Origin of the sequence: Salinisphaera japonica YTM-1, assembly GCF_003788585.1 — a bacterium.
In the GTDB taxonomy this organism is placed as follows: Bacteria; Pseudomonadota; Gammaproteobacteria; order Nevskiales; family Salinisphaeraceae; genus Salinisphaera; species Salinisphaera japonica.
Genome location: NZ_AYKG01000028.1, coordinates 21,955 through 42,159 on the forward strand (window position 1 = coordinate 21,955; position 20,205 = coordinate 42,159).

General features: G+C 63.4%; 17 protein-coding genes. 10 read left to right on the top strand and 7 right to left on the bottom strand.

What is annotated here, in order from left to right; all coding sequences use genetic code 11:
• The first annotated feature begins 438 nt into the window (after positions 1-438).
• Genes SAJA_RS09485 through murI form a run of 3 tightly spaced genes read left to right on the top strand, consistent with a single transcriptional unit; the run spans position 439 to position 3,450 of the window.
• Entirely contained in the window at positions 439-1,671 is a 1,233-nt protein-coding gene (locus SAJA_RS09485; RefSeq protein WP_123658435.1) for a CaiB/BaiF CoA transferase family protein, read from the top strand.
• A complete protein-coding gene (locus SAJA_RS09490; RefSeq protein ID WP_123658436.1) occupies positions 1,668-2,591 on the top strand; it encodes a hydroxymethylglutaryl-CoA lyase in 924 nt (307 codons plus the stop codon). Before SAJA_RS09485 ends, SAJA_RS09490 begins: the two co-directional genes overlap by 4 nt.
• A gap of 55 nt (positions 2,592-2,646) precedes the next feature.
• Positions 2,647-3,450, top strand: a complete 804-nt coding sequence (gene murI, locus SAJA_RS09495) for a glutamate racemase (RefSeq protein ID WP_342777547.1) — start codon at positions 2,647-2,649, stop codon at positions 3,448-3,450.
• A 6-nt stretch (positions 3,451-3,456) separates the two neighbouring features.
• Here the strand turns inward: murI and pdxY are convergent, their stop codons facing one another.
• Together pdxY and SAJA_RS09505 are read right to left on the bottom strand one after the other, a co-directional pair.
• Positions 3,457-4,344 (bottom strand): pyridoxal kinase PdxY, encoded by an 888-nt coding sequence (gene pdxY, locus SAJA_RS09500; RefSeq protein WP_123658438.1) that lies wholly within the window; start codon positions 4,342-4,344, stop codon positions 3,457-3,459.
• Between the two features lie 65 nt (positions 4,345-4,409).
• On the bottom strand, positions 4,410-5,588 hold the full coding sequence (locus SAJA_RS09505) for an MFS transporter (protein WP_123658439.1): 1,179 nt from the start codon (positions 5,586-5,588) through the stop codon (positions 4,410-4,412).
• 188 nt (positions 5,589-5,776) lie between these two features.
• On the opposite strand from SAJA_RS09505, the gene SAJA_RS09510 reads away from it, so the two are divergent.
• Positions 5,777-7,099, top strand: a complete 1,323-nt coding sequence (locus tag SAJA_RS09510; RefSeq protein ID WP_123658440.1) for a DUF2252 family protein — start codon at positions 5,777-5,779, stop codon at positions 7,097-7,099.
• Here SAJA_RS09510 and SAJA_RS09515 read toward each other — a convergent pair.
• Entirely contained in the window at positions 7,094-8,356 is a 1,263-nt protein-coding gene (locus SAJA_RS09515; RefSeq protein ID WP_184999834.1) for an MFS transporter, read from the bottom strand. The genes SAJA_RS09510 and SAJA_RS09515 overlap by 6 nt on opposite strands.
• Positions 8,357-8,497: 141 nt before the next feature.
• Between SAJA_RS09515 and SAJA_RS09520 the strand changes: the two genes are divergently transcribed.
• The 4 genes from SAJA_RS09520 (at position 8,498) to SAJA_RS09535 (ending at position 13,245) form a co-directional block, all read left to right on the top strand.
• Entirely contained in the window at positions 8,498-9,418 is a 921-nt protein-coding gene (locus SAJA_RS09520) for a LysR family transcriptional regulator (protein WP_184999835.1), read from the top strand.
• Positions 9,419-9,616: 198 nt separating this feature from the next.
• On the top strand, positions 9,617-11,860 hold the full coding sequence (locus SAJA_RS09525) for an NADP-dependent isocitrate dehydrogenase (protein WP_123658443.1): 2,244 nt from the start codon (positions 9,617-9,619) through the stop codon (positions 11,858-11,860).
• 182 nt (positions 11,861-12,042) lie between these two features.
• Complete coding sequence (locus tag SAJA_RS09530) at positions 12,043-12,726, top strand: DUF6655 family protein (RefSeq protein WP_123658444.1); 684 nt, start codon at positions 12,043-12,045, stop codon at positions 12,724-12,726.
• An 87-nt stretch (positions 12,727-12,813) separates the two neighbouring features.
• Complete coding sequence (locus tag SAJA_RS09535; protein ID WP_123658445.1) at positions 12,814-13,245, top strand: CBS domain-containing protein; 432 nt, start codon at positions 12,814-12,816, stop codon at positions 13,243-13,245.
• 78 nt (positions 13,246-13,323) lie between these two features.
• Here the strand turns inward: SAJA_RS09535 and htpX are convergent, their stop codons facing one another.
• Positions 13,324-14,193 (bottom strand): zinc metalloprotease HtpX, encoded by an 870-nt coding sequence (gene htpX / locus SAJA_RS09540; protein WP_123658446.1) that lies wholly within the window; start codon positions 14,191-14,193, stop codon positions 13,324-13,326.
• A gap of 259 nt (positions 14,194-14,452) precedes the next feature.
• Between htpX and SAJA_RS09545 the strand changes: the two genes are divergently transcribed.
• Positions 14,453-15,517 carry a putative solute-binding protein gene (locus tag SAJA_RS09545; protein WP_123658447.1) on the top strand — a complete coding sequence of 355 codons (1,065 nt, stop codon included), beginning with the start codon at positions 14,453-14,455 and terminating at the stop codon, positions 15,515-15,517.
• A gap of 74 nt (positions 15,518-15,591) precedes the next feature.
• Complete coding sequence (locus SAJA_RS09550) at positions 15,592-16,158, top strand: DUF2058 family protein (RefSeq protein WP_123658448.1); 567 nt, start codon at positions 15,592-15,594, stop codon at positions 16,156-16,158.
• Positions 16,159-16,194: 36 nt separating this feature from the next.
• Here the strand turns inward: SAJA_RS09550 and ggt are convergent, their stop codons facing one another.
• The 3 genes from ggt to SAJA_RS09565 form a co-directional block, all read right to left on the bottom strand.
• Positions 16,195-17,997, bottom strand: a complete 1,803-nt coding sequence (ggt, locus tag SAJA_RS09555) for a gamma-glutamyltransferase (protein WP_123658449.1) — start codon at positions 17,995-17,997, stop codon at positions 16,195-16,197.
• An 83-nt stretch (positions 17,998-18,080) separates the two neighbouring features.
• Positions 18,081-19,067 (bottom strand): aldo/keto reductase, encoded by a 987-nt coding sequence (locus SAJA_RS09560; protein WP_123658450.1) that lies wholly within the window; start codon positions 19,065-19,067, stop codon positions 18,081-18,083.
• 58 nt (positions 19,068-19,125) lie between these two features.
• Positions 19,126-20,076, bottom strand: coding sequence for an aldo/keto reductase (locus tag SAJA_RS09565; RefSeq protein ID WP_123658451.1), 951 nt, complete (start codon positions 20,074-20,076; stop codon positions 19,126-19,128).
• Between the last annotated feature and the right edge of the window lie 129 nt (positions 20,077-20,205).

The window sequence follows — 20,205 nt, forward strand, 5'->3', positions numbered from 1 at the left end:
CTGTGAAATCTGCGGATAGCCCTGAAAGAACAAGGCCCCGATAAACGACGGCGCCCACAACGGCCGCTACGCCTCTGCGCCCATCCGCCATCAGCGTATTTCTGCGTCCATCGGCGGATTGCCTTAAAGAACGGAGCCGATAAAAGCCGTAGCGCCCACATCATCTATCGCCCCTCGTGCGCGTCCACAATCTGCGTAATCTGTGAAATCTGCGGATAGCCCTAAAAGAACCAGGCCCCGATAAACGACGGCGCCCACAAAAGCCACTACGCCTCGGCGCCCATCCGCCATCAGCGTTCATCTGCGTCCATCGGCGGATTGCCTTGAAGAACCCAACGCCAAGCCTTTCCAAACGACGAACGCTGTCTTGTCCGTTTATTGATTGCGACACGCTGCACGGCGTCTTAGCGTGCAGATATCGCCTCCATCGAGTTCGTCATGAGCGGTTCTACTTTGCAGGATGCGCCCCAGGCTTTGGCCGGGCTGAAGGTACTGGAACTCGGCCAGCTGATCGCCGGGCCGTTCGCGGCCAAGATGTTTGGCGAGTTCGGCGCCGATGTCGTCAAGATCGAGCCCGTCGGCACGGGCGATCCGCTGCGGCGTTGGCGCGTGATGCGTGACGGCACGTCGCTGTGGTGGCATGTCCAGACACGCAACAAGCGCTCGGTGGCACTCGATCTGAAATCGGCCGAAGGCCAGGATATCGTCAAGCGCCTGGTCGCCGAGGCCGATATCGTCATCGAGAACTTCTCGCCCGGCCGGCTCGAGAAATGGGGCCTGGGCTGGGAGGTGCTCTCCGCACTCAACCCGCGACTGATCATGGTGCGTATCTCCGGCTACGGCCAGACCGGGCCCTATCGCGATCGGCCGGGCTTTGGCGTGATCGGTGAGGCCATGGGCGGGATTCGGTATCTCACCGGCCAGCCGGGCGAATCGACCGTGCGTGTGGGCGTGTCGCTAGGCGATTCGCTGGCCGCACTTTACGGCGTGATCGGCGCCCTGCTGGCCTTGCAAGAACGTCACACCTCGGGCAAAGGCCAGTATATCGATGTCGCGCTCTATGAGTCGGTGTTCGCGATGATGGAGTCGCTCATTCCCGAGTACGACGCCGCCGACGTGATCCGCGAGCCCGGCGGCTCGGCGCTGCCCGGCATCACGCCCTCCAACGCCTATCGCTGCGCCGACGGGCGCGAGGTGCTGATCGCCGGCAACGGCGACTCGATCTTCAAGCGCTTGATGAACGTCATCGGCCGCGACGATCTGGGCGAGGACCCCGAGCTGGCCCACAACGACGGGCGCAACACCCGCGCGGCCGAAATCGATGCCGCGATCGGCGAGTGGACGGCCCAGCACACCCGCGAGGACGTGCTGGCCGCACTCGAAGCCGCCCGCGTGCCCTCGGGCCACCCGTACAACGCCGCCGATATCGTGGCCGACCCGCACTACGCCGCGCGCGAGATGATCCAGCAGATCACGACCCCCGAGGGCCGCGATCTGAAAGTACCGGGCGTGCTGCCGCGCCTGTCACGCACGCCGGGGCGCATCGGCGGCGGCGGCCCACAGCTGGGCGCGCATACCCGCGCCGTACTCGACGAGCTGGGTATCGATCGCGCCACCCAGGACGCGATGGCCGAGCGCGGCCTGCTAGAAGACGCCGGAGATGAGGCATGAGCGCACAACGTGTCACTATCAACGATGTAACCGCCCGTGACGGCTTCCAGATCGAGCCGACCTGGATCCCCACGCCCGACAAGATCGCGCTGATCGATGCACTGTCGGCCACCGGCCTGGCCAAGATCGAGGCCACCTCGTTCACCTCGCCCAAGGCCATCCCCAACCTGGCGGACGCCGGCGAGGTCATGAGCGGCATCACACGCGTCTCGGGCATCGATTACGTCGCCCTCATTCCGAATGAAAAAGGCGTGGAACGCGCCCTAGACGTCGGTACCGACGAGCTCAACTTCGTCATGTCGGCCTCGGATTCACATGGGCGTGCCAATCTGCGCATGACCGCCGAGCAGTCGCTGGCCCGTTTTGCCGATATGGTGGACATGGCCGGCCACAGCACGCGCCTGAACGCCTCGATCTCCACGGCGTTTGGCTGCCCGTTCCAAGGCCCGGTGCCCGCTGAGCGCGTGCTGGAAATCGTGGCCGCGATTGCCGATCTGGGCATCGACGGGGTCACGCTCTGTGACACCACCGGCATGGCCAACCCGCTACAGGTCGCCGCGCTTTGTGAAGCCGTGGGCGAGCGCCACCCGGGGCTGCAACTCACCCTGCACCCCCACGATACCCGCGGCATGGGCCTGGCTAACGCGTTGGCGGCCTGGCAGGTCGGCGTGATGCGCTTTGATGCCGCGCTCGGCGGGTTGGGCGGCTGCCCCTACGCGCCGGGGGCCTCGGGCAATATCTGTACCGAGGATCTGGTACACATGTTCGAGTGCATGGGCATCGCCACCGGCTGTAATCTGGATAGGCTCATCGCCGCAAGCGCCACCCTGCCCGCGCTCATCGGCCACGACACCCCCGGCCAGGTGGTCAAGGCCGGCAAGGCCGACCGGCGTTATTCCCTGCCCGAACACGCCCGCTGAAGCTAGACTGGGCGGCATGTCTGATGCTGCGCCCGTGTCGCCCCCTGCTGAGGCTTTGCTCGTCGATCGCGATGCCCCGATCATCGTGTTCGACTCCGGCGTGGGCGGTCTGTCGGTATTGCAGGGTATTCGCGCTGCGCTGCCACAGGCGCCGCTGGTTTATGCCATGGATCGGGCGGCTTATCCCTATGGCCAACAGGCAGAGGCCACATTACTGGCTCGCGTGCCCGCGCTTCTGGGCCGCCTGGCCGAGCGTTATCGCCCACGCTTGATCGTCATGGCCTGTAACACGGCCTCGACCGTGGCGCTGGCGGCCGTGCGCGAAGCGCTTCAGGTCCCGATCGTGGGCACCGTGCCGGCCATCAAACCCGCCGCCTGCATGACACAAACCGGCGTGATCGGCGTGCTGGGCACGGCCGCGACGGTGCGCCAGGCCTATGTCGATCGCCTGAGCGCGGCCTTCGCCGCTGATCGGCTCGTGCTGCGCCACGGCGCGCCCGCGCTGGTTGATTATGCCGAGGCACGGCTACGCGGCGCACCCGGAGACGGCGATGCGCCGCGAGCCGCGATCAACGCGTTGTTGGCTCAGCCCGGCGGCGATCGGCTGGACACGATCGTGCTGGCCTGCACGCATTTCCCGCTCGTGCGCGATGCCCTGGTTGAGACGGCCCCGCGGCAGCTGCGATTCATCGACGGCACCGAAGGCATCGCCCGTCGCTGTCAGGCACTAACCACCGGCCAGTCCTGGCCGGCCCAGGCACCGACCGGCATCACGCTGACCACGGGTGAGCCGGCCGAGTGCACGCTACTCGTCGAGACCCTGGCGCGCTTCGGGCTCGGCCCGGCACAGGCGCTCTGAGCAGCCCTAACGCAATCGCTCGATCTCAATATGCGCCGGCACGGGTCCGCGCAGCGCGGCTGTGATCTCGTCTTGGGCCGGGATGAGTGCCAGCTCGCGCGTGCCGGCATCCCGGGTGGCCGCAAACAGGATCTCGACCGCCGCCGCCGTGCGGGCCAGCGCCCGCGCCGGGCCATCTTCGCCAAGGCCATCGGCCAGGCAGCCGGCGAGAAACACGGCCGTGGTGAAGTCTCCGGCACCGTTGGGAGCCGTCGCGAAGTCGATTCGCGGCGTGGACACACGCCAGCTGCCCTGGGCGGTATCGACCAGCATGGCGATCCGATCCGCTGCCGTGTCTTCAACGGCCATGCTGGTCATCAGAACCACACGCGGGCCCAGCGCGCGCAGATCCGCGGCCGCGGCGAGCGCGTCCGCGCGCGTGGTGATCTCGCGCCCGGCCAGCCAGGACAGCTCGAACTGGTTGGGCGTGACGATATCCGCTGCCGGCACGCTGAGCTCGCGCATCCACTCGGGAATGCCCTCACGCACGAAAAACCCGCGCCCGGTATCGCCCATCACCGGGTCACAGCAATACAGCGCGCCCGGGCGGGCCTGGCGAATACGCGCCAGCGCATCGAGCATGACCTCGCCGCTGCGCTGATCGCCCATATAACCGGTCAACAGAGCGCGCACGCCGGCAAGCCCGGTCAGCTCGGCCATGCCGGCAAAGACATCAGCCACGTGCTCGGGCGAAAACACCTCGCCCGTGAACTGCCCGTAACCGGTGTGGTTGGAAAACTGCACGGTATTGATCGCGGTGACGTCATAGCCCAGACGCTGCAGCGGAAACACAGCCGCCCGGTTGCCGACATAGCCATAGGCCACGTGGCTTTGAATCGAGACAATATTGTCCATGAGCGATCAATTATCCAGATGCGTGAGGCGTTATGGTGCGCCTTGCGCGGATAAACACCAATCGTCTAGGCGGTGGCGGCATTCATGCCGCGGCGCTCGAACGCCCAGGTGATGGCCCACATCACCAACCCGGCCAGAGAAAGCCCCGCCCCCACGTAGCCGGCCGTTTCGGCGCCGTGGCCGTAGGCGATCACCATGCCGGCACACAGCGGGCCCAGCGCATTGGCGGCGTTGAAGGCGACATGGTTCATCGCTGCGGCCAGATTCTGGGCATCCCCGGCCACGTCCATCAGCCGGGTCTGAAGAATCGCGGCCAACGCCACGCTGATGCCGATCAGAAACACATCGATCGTCACGGCGACCGCGTTGTGACTGGCCAGCGGAAACGCCAGCAGCGCCAGGAACGACCAGACGAGCATCACCCCGGCGGTGGGCATCTGGGCACGATCGGCAAAGCGCGGCACGACCATGTTGCCCACGGTCATCCCCAGGCCAAACACACCCAGCACGATCGGCACGAGGGCCGTGGACATGCCCGTCACCTCGGCCAGCGTGGTCGTCAGGTACGTATAGACCGCAAACACGCCGCCAAAGCCGACGGCTCCGATCGACAGCGTCAGCCATACGTCCGGCCGGGCCAGCGCGGACAGCTCGCGCAGCGGATGGGCATCACTCTGCGCGCCCTGATAAGGGGCAAAGATCAGAATCAACAGACACGCAGCCGCGGCAATGGCCGTGACCGCCCAGTAACCCGCGCGCCAGTCCAGCAGGCTCGCCAGCCACGTCGCCGCCGGCACGCCGAGAATCGTGGCCACGGTAAGGCCCAGCATGACGTAACCCACGGCCTGGGTGCGCCGATGCGGCTTGACGATAGAGGCCGCGACCAACGAGGCCAGGCCGAAATACGCCCCGTGCGGCAGCCCGCTGATGAACCGGAACAACATCAGCCAGCCATAGGACGGCGCCAGCGCGGACAGACCGTTGCCCAGCGCAAAGACCACCATCAGGCCGATCAACAAAGGCTTGCGCGAGACACGCGCGGCCATGACGGTGATCACCGGCGCGCCGATCACCACGCCCAGCGCATAAGCACTGATGATGTGGCTGGCCGTGGCGGCATCAATGCCCATGGCATCCTGAATCAACGGCAACAGACTCATGGTGCCGAACTCGGTGGTGCCGATGGCAAAACCGCCGGTTGCCAGTGCGATGAACACCAGAATCTGTAGCAAACGACTGGGCATGGACACTCCGCGCGAATGAGAAGACGCCGTCGATGCCCACCGTGGGCCACCGGACGAAACCGGTTCCATGATAACCGGCCCCACATTCTAATACTAAAGTCTTAGGCCGTGTCGTCGAGCAGGCGCGGTGGTTCTGCTTTATCTGATTGCGTAGAGTCGAACGCTGCTCCCGGAACCCGGCCTGCTCGATGACTTTTAAATTTCGGCGTGCCAGCCGCCGCCAGATCGTGATCGACGCGATCGATAACGCCAATGCGTCACTGTCCGATATCGACCGGGCCCGCAAGTACGCCAAGATGTCGCGCTCACCGTATCGTTTCTTTCGTGGCACCAATCATCTGTTCTGGGCCGATGTCTGGAACGACTGGCGTTCGTATCTGTTCGGCGGCCTGCTCGACTCCCAGACCTGGCTGCAGGGCGATGCTCACGTCTACAACCACGGCGCTTACGGCGATGATCGCCAGGGCATGCACTACGGCATGGACGATTTCGACGATGCCGTGATTGCGGATTATCAGTACGACCTCTGGCGACACACCGCCTCGATGGTGCTCGACGCCGAGGAAAATGCGGATCTGTCGCCGGCCAAGACCAAACGCGCGATCCGTCATTTCCTGACCAGCTATCTGGACACGCTGGCACAGACCGCCGAGGGCGCTTCGCCCGACGATATTCACGTGGCCTACGAGGAAAAGCCGCTGTCCCGCTTCATGAAGAAGGTCGAAGACAAACGCGGCGTGTCGCGACAACTGGGCAAGTGGCTGGTCGAGGACGCCAACGGCGGGCCGGTCTTCGATCTCGAGTCCGACAAGCTCGGCGGCGTATCAGCGGCCCAGCGCAGTCAGATCGTCAAGGCTCTGGAGAAGGAATACCCCGCCACGCTGCATGAGGCCGGCGAGCATCAGCGGGCCAATTTTCGAGTGCTGGATGTCGCACGCCGGCTGAATGCCGGTACCGGTTCACTCGGCCTGGATCGTTTCTATGCGCTGGTCGAGTCCATGGACGACGATATCGATACCTACGTGCTGCTGGATATCAAACAGCAGACCCGCCCGCCGGCCTATGACTGCATGACGACGCGCGAAAAACGCCGCTGGCGCGAAGCGTTCAAGCACGAAGCGCATCGTCACTTCGAGGCCTTTTATGCGCTGTCGCAGCATCCGGACGGCTATCTGGGCTGGCTGTCGCTCGGCGATAACTGGTTCTCGGTACGCCGGCGCTCGCCGTACAAGAAAGATTTCCCGACCCACAAGATCAACGGGTTCAAGGATTATCGAGCGCTTACCACCCAGTGGGGCCGTATCCTGGCACGCGAACATATCCGCGGCGCGGCCAGCCTACGCCCGGATGATCCCGGTTATTTTCATCGTGCGGTCACAGCCCGTATCGGCGCCGACCGCGAAGCCTTCAAGAACGTCGTCGCCGACTTTGCCTTCACCTATGCCGAATGCGTGCGGCGCGATTATCGTGCCTTCATCGAAGAACGCGGTACGCCTGTGGCCGGCTCATGAGCCCTCGACGACAGCAGCCGGCAGTCCGCGCCGAACCGGCACGATCATCCAAGCAAGCGCAATGAACTGGGCACAGACTAATCCGCCGAGCGCCAGTTGGTAGGCCGTATCCGGCGGCGTACCGTCGGCCCCGGCCGGCCACAGCCCCACGAACCAGCCCACACCGTTCTGGATAGCAAACGCCGCACCCGCCCCACACATGTTCAACAGCGCGATCGCCCGCCCCATGAGCCGACCGGGCAACACCTGAGCGATTCGTGCATAAGCCATCACCGAGCCTGCGGTCGCCAGGCCGAAAACCACCCACAGCGGACCCACGAGCCAGGCCGGCGCAAAGACGATGCCGGCCTGGGCCGCCACGAAAACAGCCACGATCGCTGCCATGACGTGATCCAGGCGCAGGCTGCGCCGGGTGAGCTGATCAGCGAAGGCGCCGAGGCCGAGCTGGCCCACGATCACGGCAACGGCCAGCCACATCAGATGCGTGGCGGCCAGTGTGTCGCCCATGTCGTTGACCTGGCGCAGCCAGACACCGGCCCAGAGCCCCTGATACCCCATCCAGACGCCCTCACACAGCAGCACCACGGGCGCGACCTTCCAGAACAGCGGCTCGGCGAACACGGCCGATAGCCGGGGTTGTGCACTGGCTGGCTCATCGTCGTGGGCGCATTCGTCCGGATGATCGGGTACGAGCCACCACACCAACACGGCCATTACGGCAATGATGCAGGCGATACCACGAAACAGCGTACGCCAGCTCATGTAATCCAGAGCAATGGCTGTGGGCAGCGTGGCCGCCAGCGCACCGATCCCCGAGATACCCAGCAGCGCGCCGTTGACCAGGGTGGCCCGCTGCGGCGACCACCACAGCGCATTGGCCTTGTAAGCGCCAACCCAGCAGGCAGCCAGGCCGGCGCCGGTCAGCATTCGGCCCATCAACACGAGCGCATAGCTGTGGGCCGTGAAAAGGACGGTACCGGCAGCTGCCAGCAACAAGAAAAGACTGACGACACGCCGCGAGCCGAACCGGTCGAGCAGTATGCCGACCGGCACCTGCAGCACCGCGATGGCGACCATGAAAACGCCGCTCAAAAGACCCAGCTCGCCGGCCGATAGAGACAACGACTCACGTAGGGCCGGCGCCGCCACGCCGCCAACGTTACGCAGCATTTCAGACAGCATATAAACGGTCGTGAACGGCGCGAAGACACGTAGCAAGAGCACGGCCACCGGCGCCTGTCGGGCGAGCGGTTTCATGACGGCGATCCAAGCGGAATATGACAGAATCGAAAACACCGCCGGCAGCCGCCGACGGGCGATATACACTGAAGGCGCGATCGCCATGTCACACGCTGAAAAATTCGAGGTCTGGCCTCGACACTGTTTGGGGCTGTGCGGGTGAGCCGAACAACGCCATCGCTCCAGGCGCTGCACGTATTCGTTACCGTTGTGGATGCAGGCAGTATTCGCGAGGCGGCTGAGCGCCTGCATCGCACCGAGTCGGCGGTCAGCCATCAGCTGCGCACGCTGGAGCGCCAGCTCGATGCCCCGTTGATCGAGCGCCTGCGCCGGGGTATTCGCCCGACCGCCCTGGGCGCACGTTATGCCGAACGGCTTGGCGGGCCGTTCGCCGACATCGAACGCGCCACGCAACAGTTGTTCGAGCCGGCCACGCGCCGCAGCATGTCGCTTACGCTGTCGCCGGTACTGGCCAGCCTGTGGCTGGTACCGCGCCTGGCCGAGTTCGAAGCCGCCTTTGATGATCTCTCGCTACGGCTCGTCACGACTGATCGCTGGCTGGATCTGGCCGGTGATGGCATCGATATCGCGATCCGCTATCACGCCCGCCGCCCGAGCGGCCCGTCGAACCGATTGTTCATAGAACGCGGGTTTCCGGTCTGTAGCCCGGCCGTTGCCACCACCGAAAATCAAATGCGCCGCGCGCTCGCCGAAGGCCGTATTCTCGTCAACCAGGCACAGATCGACGAATGGCGTCTCTGGCGCGCGGCGCTAGCCGAACCGCTCGAGCTTTCCCGCCGGCGCGAACGATTGGCCGATTCCAACCTGACGCTCGAAGCGGCGGCCCAGGGCTATGGTATTGCCATGGGTCGCGAGCCACTGGTGTTCGATTTGTTGCAACGCGGACGGCTTGTCGCCCCGCTCGGTCTGGATTTTCCGACCGGCGGCGTCTATGAGGTTCAGCTTCGCCAGGGCGCGACACGCACCGATGTGCATCAAGCTGTCGCGGCATGGCTGGGAGATGCCCTGGCGCAGGCGATGGTTACGGTGCCCGCCGAGCCCGAAGTGGCGCCGACGTGAGCGCCTCGTCTTTGAGAAAAGCGCGCGTTTTAGAATAATCAGACTTGTGGTGGCTGAAACGGCATCATCGTCGTGCTTGCTGCGTTACGAAATGACAGCACTTTGTTCGACACTCGTGTGCCGCGGCTTGCGAAAACCTGTCACCATCCCAATCTAAAATTGGGTTGAATCATTTGCTCCAGCGAGGTCGAGACGCCCGTGTCTGATACGCCGAAGATTATCTATACGCTTACCGATGAAGCGCCCGCTCTGGCGACACGTTCGTTGTTGCCGATCATCGATGCCTATACCGATTCGGCCGGCATCCGGGTCGAGACACGAGATATCTCGCTAGCGGCGCGTATCATCGCGCATTTCCCGGACTATCTCTCCGATGATCAGGCGGTCGACGATCATCTGGCCGAGCTCGGCGAGATGACGGGCAAGGCCTCGGCCAACATCATCAAACTGCCGAACATCAGTGCCTCCACGCCGCAGCTCAAGGAAGCCATCGGCGAGCTGCAGCATCAGGGCTATGACCTGCCCGATTATCCCGAAGACCCGCAGAGCGACGAGGAAAAAGAAATCGCCTCGCGCTATGAAAAAGTCAAGGGCAGTGCCGTGAACCCGGTATTGCGCCAGGGCAACTCGGATCGGCGCGCTCCGGCCTCGGTCAAGGCCTATGCCCGCAAATACCCCCACAGCATGGGCGAGTGGCACGCGGACAACCGTGCCGAAGTCACCCACATGAACGCCGGTGACTATTATCAGACCGAGGACTCGCACACCTTCGAGGACGATGCCGAGCTCACGGTCACCTACTTCGGCGATGCCGCCGAAACCGCGGTGCTCAAGCAGGGCGTCAAGGTACAGGCCGGCGACGTCATCGACGCCGCGGTCATGCACGCCGAGCCGTTTCGGGATTTCGTGCGCAAGGAGATCGCCGACGCCAAGGAAAAGGATCTGCTGTTCTCGGTGCACCTGAAAGCCACGATGATGAAGGTCTCCGACCCCATCATGTTCGGCTGGGTGGTCTGTGAGTACTACAAGGAAGTTCTCGACGCCCACGGCGAGACGCTCGACGAGGTCGGTTTTGATCCGCGCTCGGGCCTGGGTGATCTATACAAGAACATCCAGTCGCTACCCGACGACAAGCTGGCTGCCATCGAGGCCGACATAGCCCGTGTAAACAACGAATCCGCCCCGCTGGCGATGGTGGATTCGCATCGCGGCGTGTCCTGCCTGCACTGGCCCAACGACATCATCATCGATGCCTCCATGCCGGCTATGATTCGGGATTCAGGCACCATGTGGGGCGCTGACGACAATCAGCACGCCGCCAAGGCGCTGATCCCCGACCGCTGTTATGCCGGCATTTACAAGGCCATGGTCGACGACTGCCGCGACAACGGCGCGCTGGACCCCACCACGATGGGCACCGTGCCCAACGTCGGCCTCATGGCCCAGAAGGCCGAAGAATACGGTTCGCACGACAAGACCTTCCAGGCCCCGGGCCGCGGCGTGATCCAGGTCACCGACACCGCCGGTGACGTGGTGTTCGAGCACAACGTGGCGCGCGAGGACATCTGGCGCATGTGCGTGACCCGCGATGCCGCCATCGCCGACTGGGTCAAGCTGGCCGTGGCGCGTGCCCGCGATTCCGGCATGCCGGCCGTGTTCTGGCTGGACAAGAAACGCGGCCACGACAGCGAGATCATCGACAAGGTCAACAAGTATCTTGCCGATCACGACACCGACGGCCTGGATATCCAGATCATGGAGCCGGTGGCCGCGATCAAGCACGCGCTGGCGCGTGCACGTGCCGGCAAGGACACGATTTCGGTCACCGGCAACGTGCTGCGTGATTATCTCACCGATCTGTTCCCGATCATGGAGCTGGGCACCAGTGCCAAGATGCTCTCGATCGTCCCGCTCATGGCCGGCGGCGGCCTGTTCGAAACCGGGGCCGGCGGCTCCGCGCCCAAGCATGTCCGTCAGCTGCAGCGCGAAGGCCATCTGCGCTGGGATTCGCTCGGTGAATTCCTGGCCCTGGCGGCCTCGCTGGAGCATCTGGCCAAGACCTACGACAACCCGCGTGCCCAGGCCATGGCCGATGCGCTGGACAAGGCCAACAGCCAGTTCCTGACCGAGAACAAATCGCCCTCGCGCAAGGTCGGCGAGATTGATAATCGCGGCAGCCATTTCTATCTGGCCATGTACTGGGCCCGCGCGTTGGCCGATCAGGACCAGGACAGCGAGCTGTCCGAGATCTTCGGCGAACTGGCCGATACGCTGGAAGCCAACGAAGACAAGATCCTGCAGGAACTTAACGACGCCCAGGGCGAGCCGGAAGACCTGCACGGCTATTATTACCCCGACGACGAGCGCGTGAGCCAGATCATGCGCCCGAGCCCCACGCTCAACGACGCCATCAAGAAAGTGGCGGAGCGTGCGAAGGGCTGACGATACCAGCCCGATGACCTGGCCATGAGGTCAGGCCATCGGGCGCGGCAGCGTGAAACAGGCCGGCATCTTTCGGGGTGCCGGCTTTTTTTGTGCGCTCGTGCGCGCTTGTGCCCGAGTCAATCGCGGGCAAGGCATCTGCTAGCATGGCCGGTCCCACTCGCTTTCTTTCATGTCTGCCCATGTTCAAACAGTGCACCGCACTCGCGCTTGTCGCCGTTGCCGCCGCCGGCTGTACCACGGTGCGCGAGACCCAACCCACCCAGACCGCGCGACAGCAGCTCGTCATGTCGAGTGCCGCCGATTACGCCAGCGCACAGATCACGCCGAATGTGCCGCGCGGTAACGCGATCTTCGTCGACACCACGGATTTCCTGGCCGACGGCGAATATCGCACCGGCTATGCCATGTCCAGCATTCAGTCACGGCTGCTGGACGAGGGTTACAAGATCGTGGGCTCGGTCGATCAGGCCGACACCATCGCCCGCATCAGTACCGGCGCGCTGTCAATCAACCAGTCGGACACGCTATTCGGCATACCCAGCATTCCGATCCCGATTCCGCTGACCGGCACGGTATCCACGCCCGAGCTGGCGGCCTACAAGAAGGCGCGTCGTACCGGTGTCGCCAAGTTTCTGGTGTCGTTCTACGACGCCAAGACCGGCAACATGCAGGACGTCGTGGGCCCGGTCTACGGCTTTTCGCACGACAACAAGTCCACCCTGTTCGGCGTGAGCTGGCGGGCGCAGAATCTCGTGCCCGAGGAAATGCAGGACGAGCTGCAAGGCAAGGTCGACAAGAAGACCTTCAACACGGCCCCCGTTACCGACGACTCGGCGCCGGTGCGTACCGAAACGCCGCAATAAGCCAGGACGTTGGCGCGGCCGGCCACGGCCGCGCTACTCTTTCTCTCGAAATACAACAACACGCGATCACGCGTGACGAGAGGAGAGATGACCACAATCAACGACCTGCTGCGTGACAAGCCACGCGATATCTGGAGCGTCTCGCCAGACGATTCCGTTTACGACGCATTGCAACTGATGGCCGACAAGAACATCGGCGCGGTGCTGGTCATGGATGACAAGCATCTGGTGGGTTTGCTGTCCGAGCGCGATTATGCCCGCAAGCTGATACTGGCCAACAAGGCCTCACGTGATACCGCGGTACGCGACGTGATGACCACGCGCGTGGCCTATGTCGCGCCCTCGAAGGAAGTCGAGGAATGCCTGGCGCTGATGACTGACAAGCGCTTTCGTCATCTGCCGGTCATGGATGAGGGCCGGGTCGTCGGGCTGGTATCCATCGGCGATCTGGTCAAGGCCATCATCGAAAAGAAGCAGTTCATGATCGAACAGCTCGAATCTTATATCTCGGGCCAGTAGTCCGACGCCAATCCCCATAAAAAAGCCCCGAGCCAATGATGGCTCGGGGCTTTCACAGACGCCGCACTGGGCGATGTGCTACATCCGAGCTTGGCCGTGCATCGCCTCAAGACGCTGGATCCGCTCGGCCGTCGGCGGATGAGTCGAAAACATCTTGCCGATATTCAGACCCGATAGCGGGTTCACGATAAACAGATGCGCGGTGCCCGGGTTACGAGCCGCACTTTCCATCGGCTGTTTCTGATTGGCCGACTCCAGCTTGCGCAAGGCGTTGGCCAGACCCATCGGGCTGCCGGCGATTTCTGCCCCGCCCTTGTCGGCGCTGTACTCGCGCGCCCGCGAGACCGCCATCTGAATCAGCGTGGCGGCAATCGGGGCCAGTATCATCATGGCAATCCCGCCCAGCATGCCCGGGCCTTCTCCATCCTCGTCGTTGCCACGAAACCCGCCGAACAGCATCGTCCACTGCGCCATATTCGCGATCATGGCGATGGCGCCGGCAAACGTGGCCGCCACGGCGCTGATCAAGGTATCGCGATGCCGCACATGGGCCAGTTCGTGCGCCAGTACCCCGCGCAGCTCGTCGCGATTCATTAGGCGCATCAGCCCGGTGGTCGCGGCTACGGCCGCGTGCGAGGGGCTACGCCCGGTCGCGAACGCGTTTGGCGTATCCGATTCCATCACGTAGACCTTGGGCATGGGCAGCTGGGCGTTCTGAGCCAGTTCGCGCACCAGGTTATACAGCTCGGGCGCCTCAGCTGGCGTGGCCTCTTTGGCCCCGTGCATCTTCAGCACCATGCGATCCGAAAACCAGTAGCTGCCCAAGTTCATGAGTGCCGCGAACACAAAAGCGATCAACATGCCGGCCCGGCCGCCCAGCGCACCGCCGACCAGCACCAGCAGAACGGTCAGACCGGCCAATAAAACGGTTGTCTTGATGAAGTTCATAATCGTGCCCGTGGTGGAACGATGATCGCGCGAAATGCGAAATGCGATCCTATCGTTACTAGATAGCATCGCTTTGATACGAATCAAGCACCGCTCGGCGTGTCTTTTATCGCACGAGGCATCTGTGTGCCACCGCCTCGTTTTTCACGCCGATGCGCGGACGGCCTGGCCCGAACATGCCATTGGCGGCTGTTTGTGGTTTGATAAAGGTCGCGGCGTCGCCATCATTTCGCGAGCGCTCATCGAAAGGTTGACGGACATGCGTGTTATTTCTCTTATAGCTCTTGGTTTATCGGTATTTGCCGCGCCCGTAGTGGCCCAGGCGCAGGCTGACTCGAACACGAGCGCTACGGCCAAGACATCCGGCGCCAATACGCGCGTGGCCTGTATCTTCGACCCCACCGGCAAGGCGGGCCCGTTATACGATCTGTTCCAGCCTTATGTGGCACAGGTCGCTGATTGGGGCTATGAGGTCGAAACACGTGTTTATGCCGACGAATCCGTCGCCGCCGGCGATTTTCGTGCCGGACAATGCGATATGGCGATCCTCACGGGCCTGCGCACGATTCGCTTCGTCCGTTTTGCCGGCAGCCTGGATATGGTGGGCGGCGTGAAAAGCTACGCGGAAGAAAAAGAAGCCATCGATGCCATTTCGGCCCCGAAGGCGGCCAAATACATGCAACAAGACGACTACGAAGTGGCCGGCGTAACGCCCTTGGGCCGCTCGTATCTGCTGGCCCGTGATCGAGACGACCTCACGGATCTCGATCATCTGGCCGGCAAGCGCGTGGCCGTACTCAATTACGACAAGCAAGCCGTGACCCTGGCCGATCAGGCCGGTTTGTCACCGGTGCCGGCCAGCACGACGTCTTTTGGCCCCATGTTCACCAGCGGCAGCGTCTCTATCGCTTATGCGCCAGCCCTGGCATTCAAACCGCTCGAGCTTTATGAAGGCGTGAATAACAACGGTGGCATTGCTCAGTTTCCGCTCGGCATGCTGTCGAACCAGATACTGATTCGCAAGGATCGCTTTGCCGACGGTTTTGGCCAGAAATCCCGGACGTGGGTGGCCAATAACCTGTTCGAGCCGGCCGCCCAACAAGCGCGCGGCGCAGAAAACGCCGTGCCAGAAGAATACTGGGTCACGATTTCCGACGAGCAACAAAGCGCCTACAACCGGTTATTCCGTAGCGTACGCGAGCAACTCTGGGATGACGGCTGGTACAACCACCGCATGCAGCGACTACTGAAAAAGATTCGGTGTGATGCCGATCCCGCGAGCGCGGAATGCAGCCTCGACAGCGAGGGCGGCGCGATCGATTGATCGAACGCTATCCCTTGCCTGTCGCACAGCCTTTAAACTAGCACTATTGCTTCAAACCGTGGATTGCCTGCCTCATGGGACAGTCACTTCAAGACCAGCTGCTCAACAGCGGCCTCGCTAACAAGAAACAGGCTCGCAAGGCCGTTCAGGACAAAAAGAGCAAGAACACGCGCAAGAAAAAGAACAAGAGCGGCGCCAATACAGGTCCAACTGAGCAGGAGCAGATCGCCCGCGAGGCCGCCGAGGCGGCCCAGGCCAAGCGCGCGCAGGACAAGGCCCAATCCGAGAAGGCCAACGCCGAGCGTGCCGCGCGCGAGGAAAAAGCCGCGGCCGAGCAGCTCATCGACCGGCATCGCGTCGCGCGTGAGCCGGCCCCCGAAGCCGACCCGCCCTATAGCTACACGATGGGCGGGCGGATTCGGCGCCTACCGGTCAGCCGTAATCAGCGCACACAGCTGGCTAACGGCCGGCTGGCGATCGTGGCCCGCGGCGAACAGGTCTTTTTGGTCGAGCGTCGTATCGCCGAACGGCTGATCGAGCGTATCCCCGATCGAGTATGCATGGTCGAGGACACCCCGCCCGAGACTGATCCCGACGATCCCTATGCCGGCTACGAAGTGCCCGATGATCTGATGTGGTAATGGGCCCGGCCGCAGGGTCCGGCGGCCGGTTTCGGCTCAGAAGCCTTCGGCCAAACCCGCCGGCCGGCGTCGATCGTTGGCGCCGTGGCGCTTGCCCGTGGCGGGATCCACAAGAACCGCTTCATCCGCGCCCCAGGAATCGCTTTCCTTGAAGGAATGCCCCATGGCTTCGAGCGCTTTACGCGTGTCGGGGGTGAGATAGCCGGTTTCCACGCGCGTGACGTCCGGCAGCCATTGGTTATGAAGGCGCGGCGCATTCACGGCCTGTTGTATGTTCATGTCGAAATCCAGTACGTTGATCATCGACTCCAGCGTGGTGGAGATGATGGTCGAGCCGCCCGGGCTGCCGGTGACCATGAACACGTCGCCGTCGTCGTCTAGCAGCATCGAGGGCGACATCGAGGATAACGGCCGCTTACCGCCCTCGACCTGATTGGCCTTGCCCTGCACCAGGCCAAAGGCATTGGGCACGCCCGGCTTGGCGGTGAAATCGTTCATCTCGTTGTTGAGGAAAAACCCGGTATCGCCGGCGATCTTGCCATTGCCGAACAGGTAATTGATCGTATAGGTCACGCCCACGGCGTTACCGGCCGAATCCACGATCGAGTAGTGCGTGGTGTGGGTGCCCTCGTCGGGGCCGAGGCTGGCCTGAATATCCGACGACGGGGTGGCTGCCTCGGCATCGATCGATGCACGGCGCTTGTCCAGATGCGTATCGGCCAGCAGCGCATCGACCGGGTTGTCGACGAAGTCCGGGTCGCCCAGATAAGTGTTGCGGTCGGCAAACGTACGCCGCTCGGCCTCGATCAGATAGTGCGATGTCCTGGCGGAGGCATAACCCCAATCGGCCAGCGGCAGCGGATCGACGATGCCCAGAATCTCGCAGATCGCGGTACCGCCAGAGCTGGGCGGCGGCGCTGATACGACGGTTTTGCCGTCATAGTCACAGCGGATCGGCGCCCGCCATTCGGCGGTGTAGTTGGCCAGATCGGCCCGGGTGAGAATGCCGTCGTGGGCGTGGCTCGCCGCGACCAGTTCGTCGGCGATATGGCCCTTGTAGAACGCATCCGTGCCTTTCCTGGCGATCGCCTTCAGGCTTGTGGCCAGCTCGGGCTGCTTGAGCGTGTCGCCCGCGGCGTAGGGCGCACCGTCTTGCAAGAAGATATCGGCCACGTTGGACTGGTCGGCGAAATCCTGGGTACGCGTCTTCAGAATATTGATATCGCCGGTCTGTAGCGTGTACCCGTTTTCGGCGAGATGGATCGCCGGCGTCATCAACCGCTTGCGCGACATCGTGCCCAAGCGTTTGCGCGCGGTCTCCAGGCCCATCACGGTGCCCGGCACGCCCACGGCCCGATACGAGTCCGTGCTCAGGCCGTCGACCACCTCGCCGTCCTCGTTCTGAAACAGCGTGGGCGTAGCCGCGGCGGGCGCTTTTTCCCGAAAATCCAGGAACAGATCCTTCGCGGGCGCCTCTTTGGTCTTGGCCAGATGCACCACCATGAAGCCGCCGCCGCCGATATTGCCGCAGCACGGATGCACCACCGCCAGGGCATAGCCCACGGCCACCGCCGCATCCACAGCGTTGCCGCCATCCTTCAGCACGCCCAGGCCAACGCGGGTCGCCAGATGCTGGGCCGTGACGACCATCGCATTGTCGGCCACGACGGGCACGTCGTCGGCCAATGCCTGCCGGGTCGTGCTGGCGGCCGTGGAGTCCAGGGCCCGGCTATCGATCTCGGCCGTGTTGTCCTTGGCGACCGCCCCGGTCGCCAGGCCGGCCCAGAGCGGCACGGCCAATGACAGGCTCAGGGCGTTACGAAACAGGCGCGGCGGCATAGATCACTCGAAACAAGCTGGGTGCATCGCACTATAGCGCGGCCGACAGACGTATTTCGACACGCCCATTCGGGCTTACCCGATTACTCGGGCACCACCGCCGATTCCGGCAACAGCCCCTGGGCCTTGAACTCGGCCCAGACATCCACGGGAATCGTCTCGGCCATCAACGCTCGATTATCCTCAATCCGACTCGGGCGGCTGGCCCCGGGAATGATCGACGAAACAGCCGGATGAAACGCGGTGAACTGCAGCGCCGCGGCTTTCAGATCCACGCCATAGCGTTTACAGACCGCGGCCATCTGATCACGACGCGCCGTGATCTCGTCCGTGGGCGTGTTGTAGTGATAATGATCCCCGCCGGCCAACAGCCCCGAGCCGAACGGTGAGCCCGCGACGATGCCCACGCCCCGCTCGCGGCATTTGGGAAACAGGGTCTCCGAGCCGGCCGGGTTGAGCAGATCGTATTGTGTGGCCAGCAGGAAGACATCCGGATCGGCTTCATCCAGAGCGCGCAGGCACGGCTCGATACGATTGACGCCCAGACCCCAGGCACCGATGTGGCCGGCGTCACGCAACTCGGTCAATGCACGGGCGGCACCCTGCATCGCGATCTCGAACTGCTGAGTCCATTCATCACCGAGATGATCGGGCGCGATATCGTGGATATAGACGATATCCAGGTGGCCGGTGCCCAGGCGCTGCAGGCTGTCGTGCACGCTTTGCAGCGCGGCTTCATAGCCATAGTCCACCCGGCGCTTGAAATACAGGCCGTTGACGAACGGGGGCGCCACGCCCGGTTCGGCGGCCGGCTCCAGCACCCGACCGACCTTGCTCGAAAGCACGTATTCGTCGCGCGGCTTGTCGGCCAGGAAATGGCCGAAACGCTGCTCCGACAGGCCGGCGCCGTAGTGCGGTGCGGTGTCATAGTACCGAATGCCCCCGTCCCAGGCGGCTTGCAGCGTGGCCGCGGCATCGGCCTGGCTGATGGTCTTGAACATATCGCCCAGCGGCGCGCCGCCGAAGCCAACAGCGTCCAGGTACGAAAAACGGCTCGTGAAATCGGTCATGAATCGTGGTCTTGTTGCGATAGTGTCGGCGGGTTCGACAGATGCCGAGGCATCGGGTTCATCCCCGGCTGGCTTCGTCCAGACGTGTCATGGCCGTGTCGTCCAGCTCCAACGTGGTCGCGGCGATCAGCTGATTGAGCTGATTGTTGGATGTCGCCGAGACGATGGGCGCCGTGACGGTCGGACGTGTCATCAGCCAGGCCAGTGCGACGGCGGCCGGCGTGGTGTCGTGGCTATTTGCGACCTCGTCGAGGGCGTCGAGAATCGCCATGCCCCGGTCATCGAAATAATCGCCCAGGAACGGCTCGCGAGCCGTGCCGGCGATACCCGCGTGTTTCTTGTACTTGCCGGTCAGAAACCCGCTGGCCAGGGCAAAGTACGGCGTGACGCCCAGCTCGTGCTCACGACAGATCTCGGCCAGATCATCCTCGAAGTCGTGGCGGTCGTAGAGGTTGTAATGCGGCTGGAGCACGTCGTAGCGCGGCACCTCCAGATCACGCGCCGAGCCCAGCGCCGACATGAGCCGCGATCCGTCGTAGTTCGAAGCACCCAGATAGCGCACCTTGCCGTCTTGGACGAGCCGATCAAAGGCAGCCATGGTTTCGTCAAGCGGCGTGTTCTGATCGTCGGTATGCGCGAAATACAGATCCAGGTAATCCGTATTCAGCCGCTTGAGCGAGGCCTCGACCTCGCGCGTGATCCAGTCGCGCGACAGCCCGCGCCCGGCCTCGGGCATCTCCATGCCGACCTTGCTGGCCAGCGTGATGCGATCGCGATTACCGCGCGCGGCGAAATAACGCCCCAGCACGGCCTCGGATTCCCCGCCCGTATGCCCCTCGGCCCATTTCGAGTACACATCGGCCGTGTCGATCATGTTGAAGCCGGCGTCCAGCCAGGCATCGATCATGTCGAAACTTTCTTTTTCGTTTAGCGTCCAGCCAAAAACATTGCCGCCGAAGATCAGCGGCGCGGTTTCCAGATCCGTACGGCCCAGGGTGCGCTTTTGCATGGAGATGCCTCGAATGCTGTCGTATGAAACAGTTATCCGAAAGTAGCACTGCACGGGCTACGACGTAACTAGGGCCTGTTGCCGTTTCATGCGAGCCCGCGCCAAGCGCTGTTTTGCGGCAAGACGAGG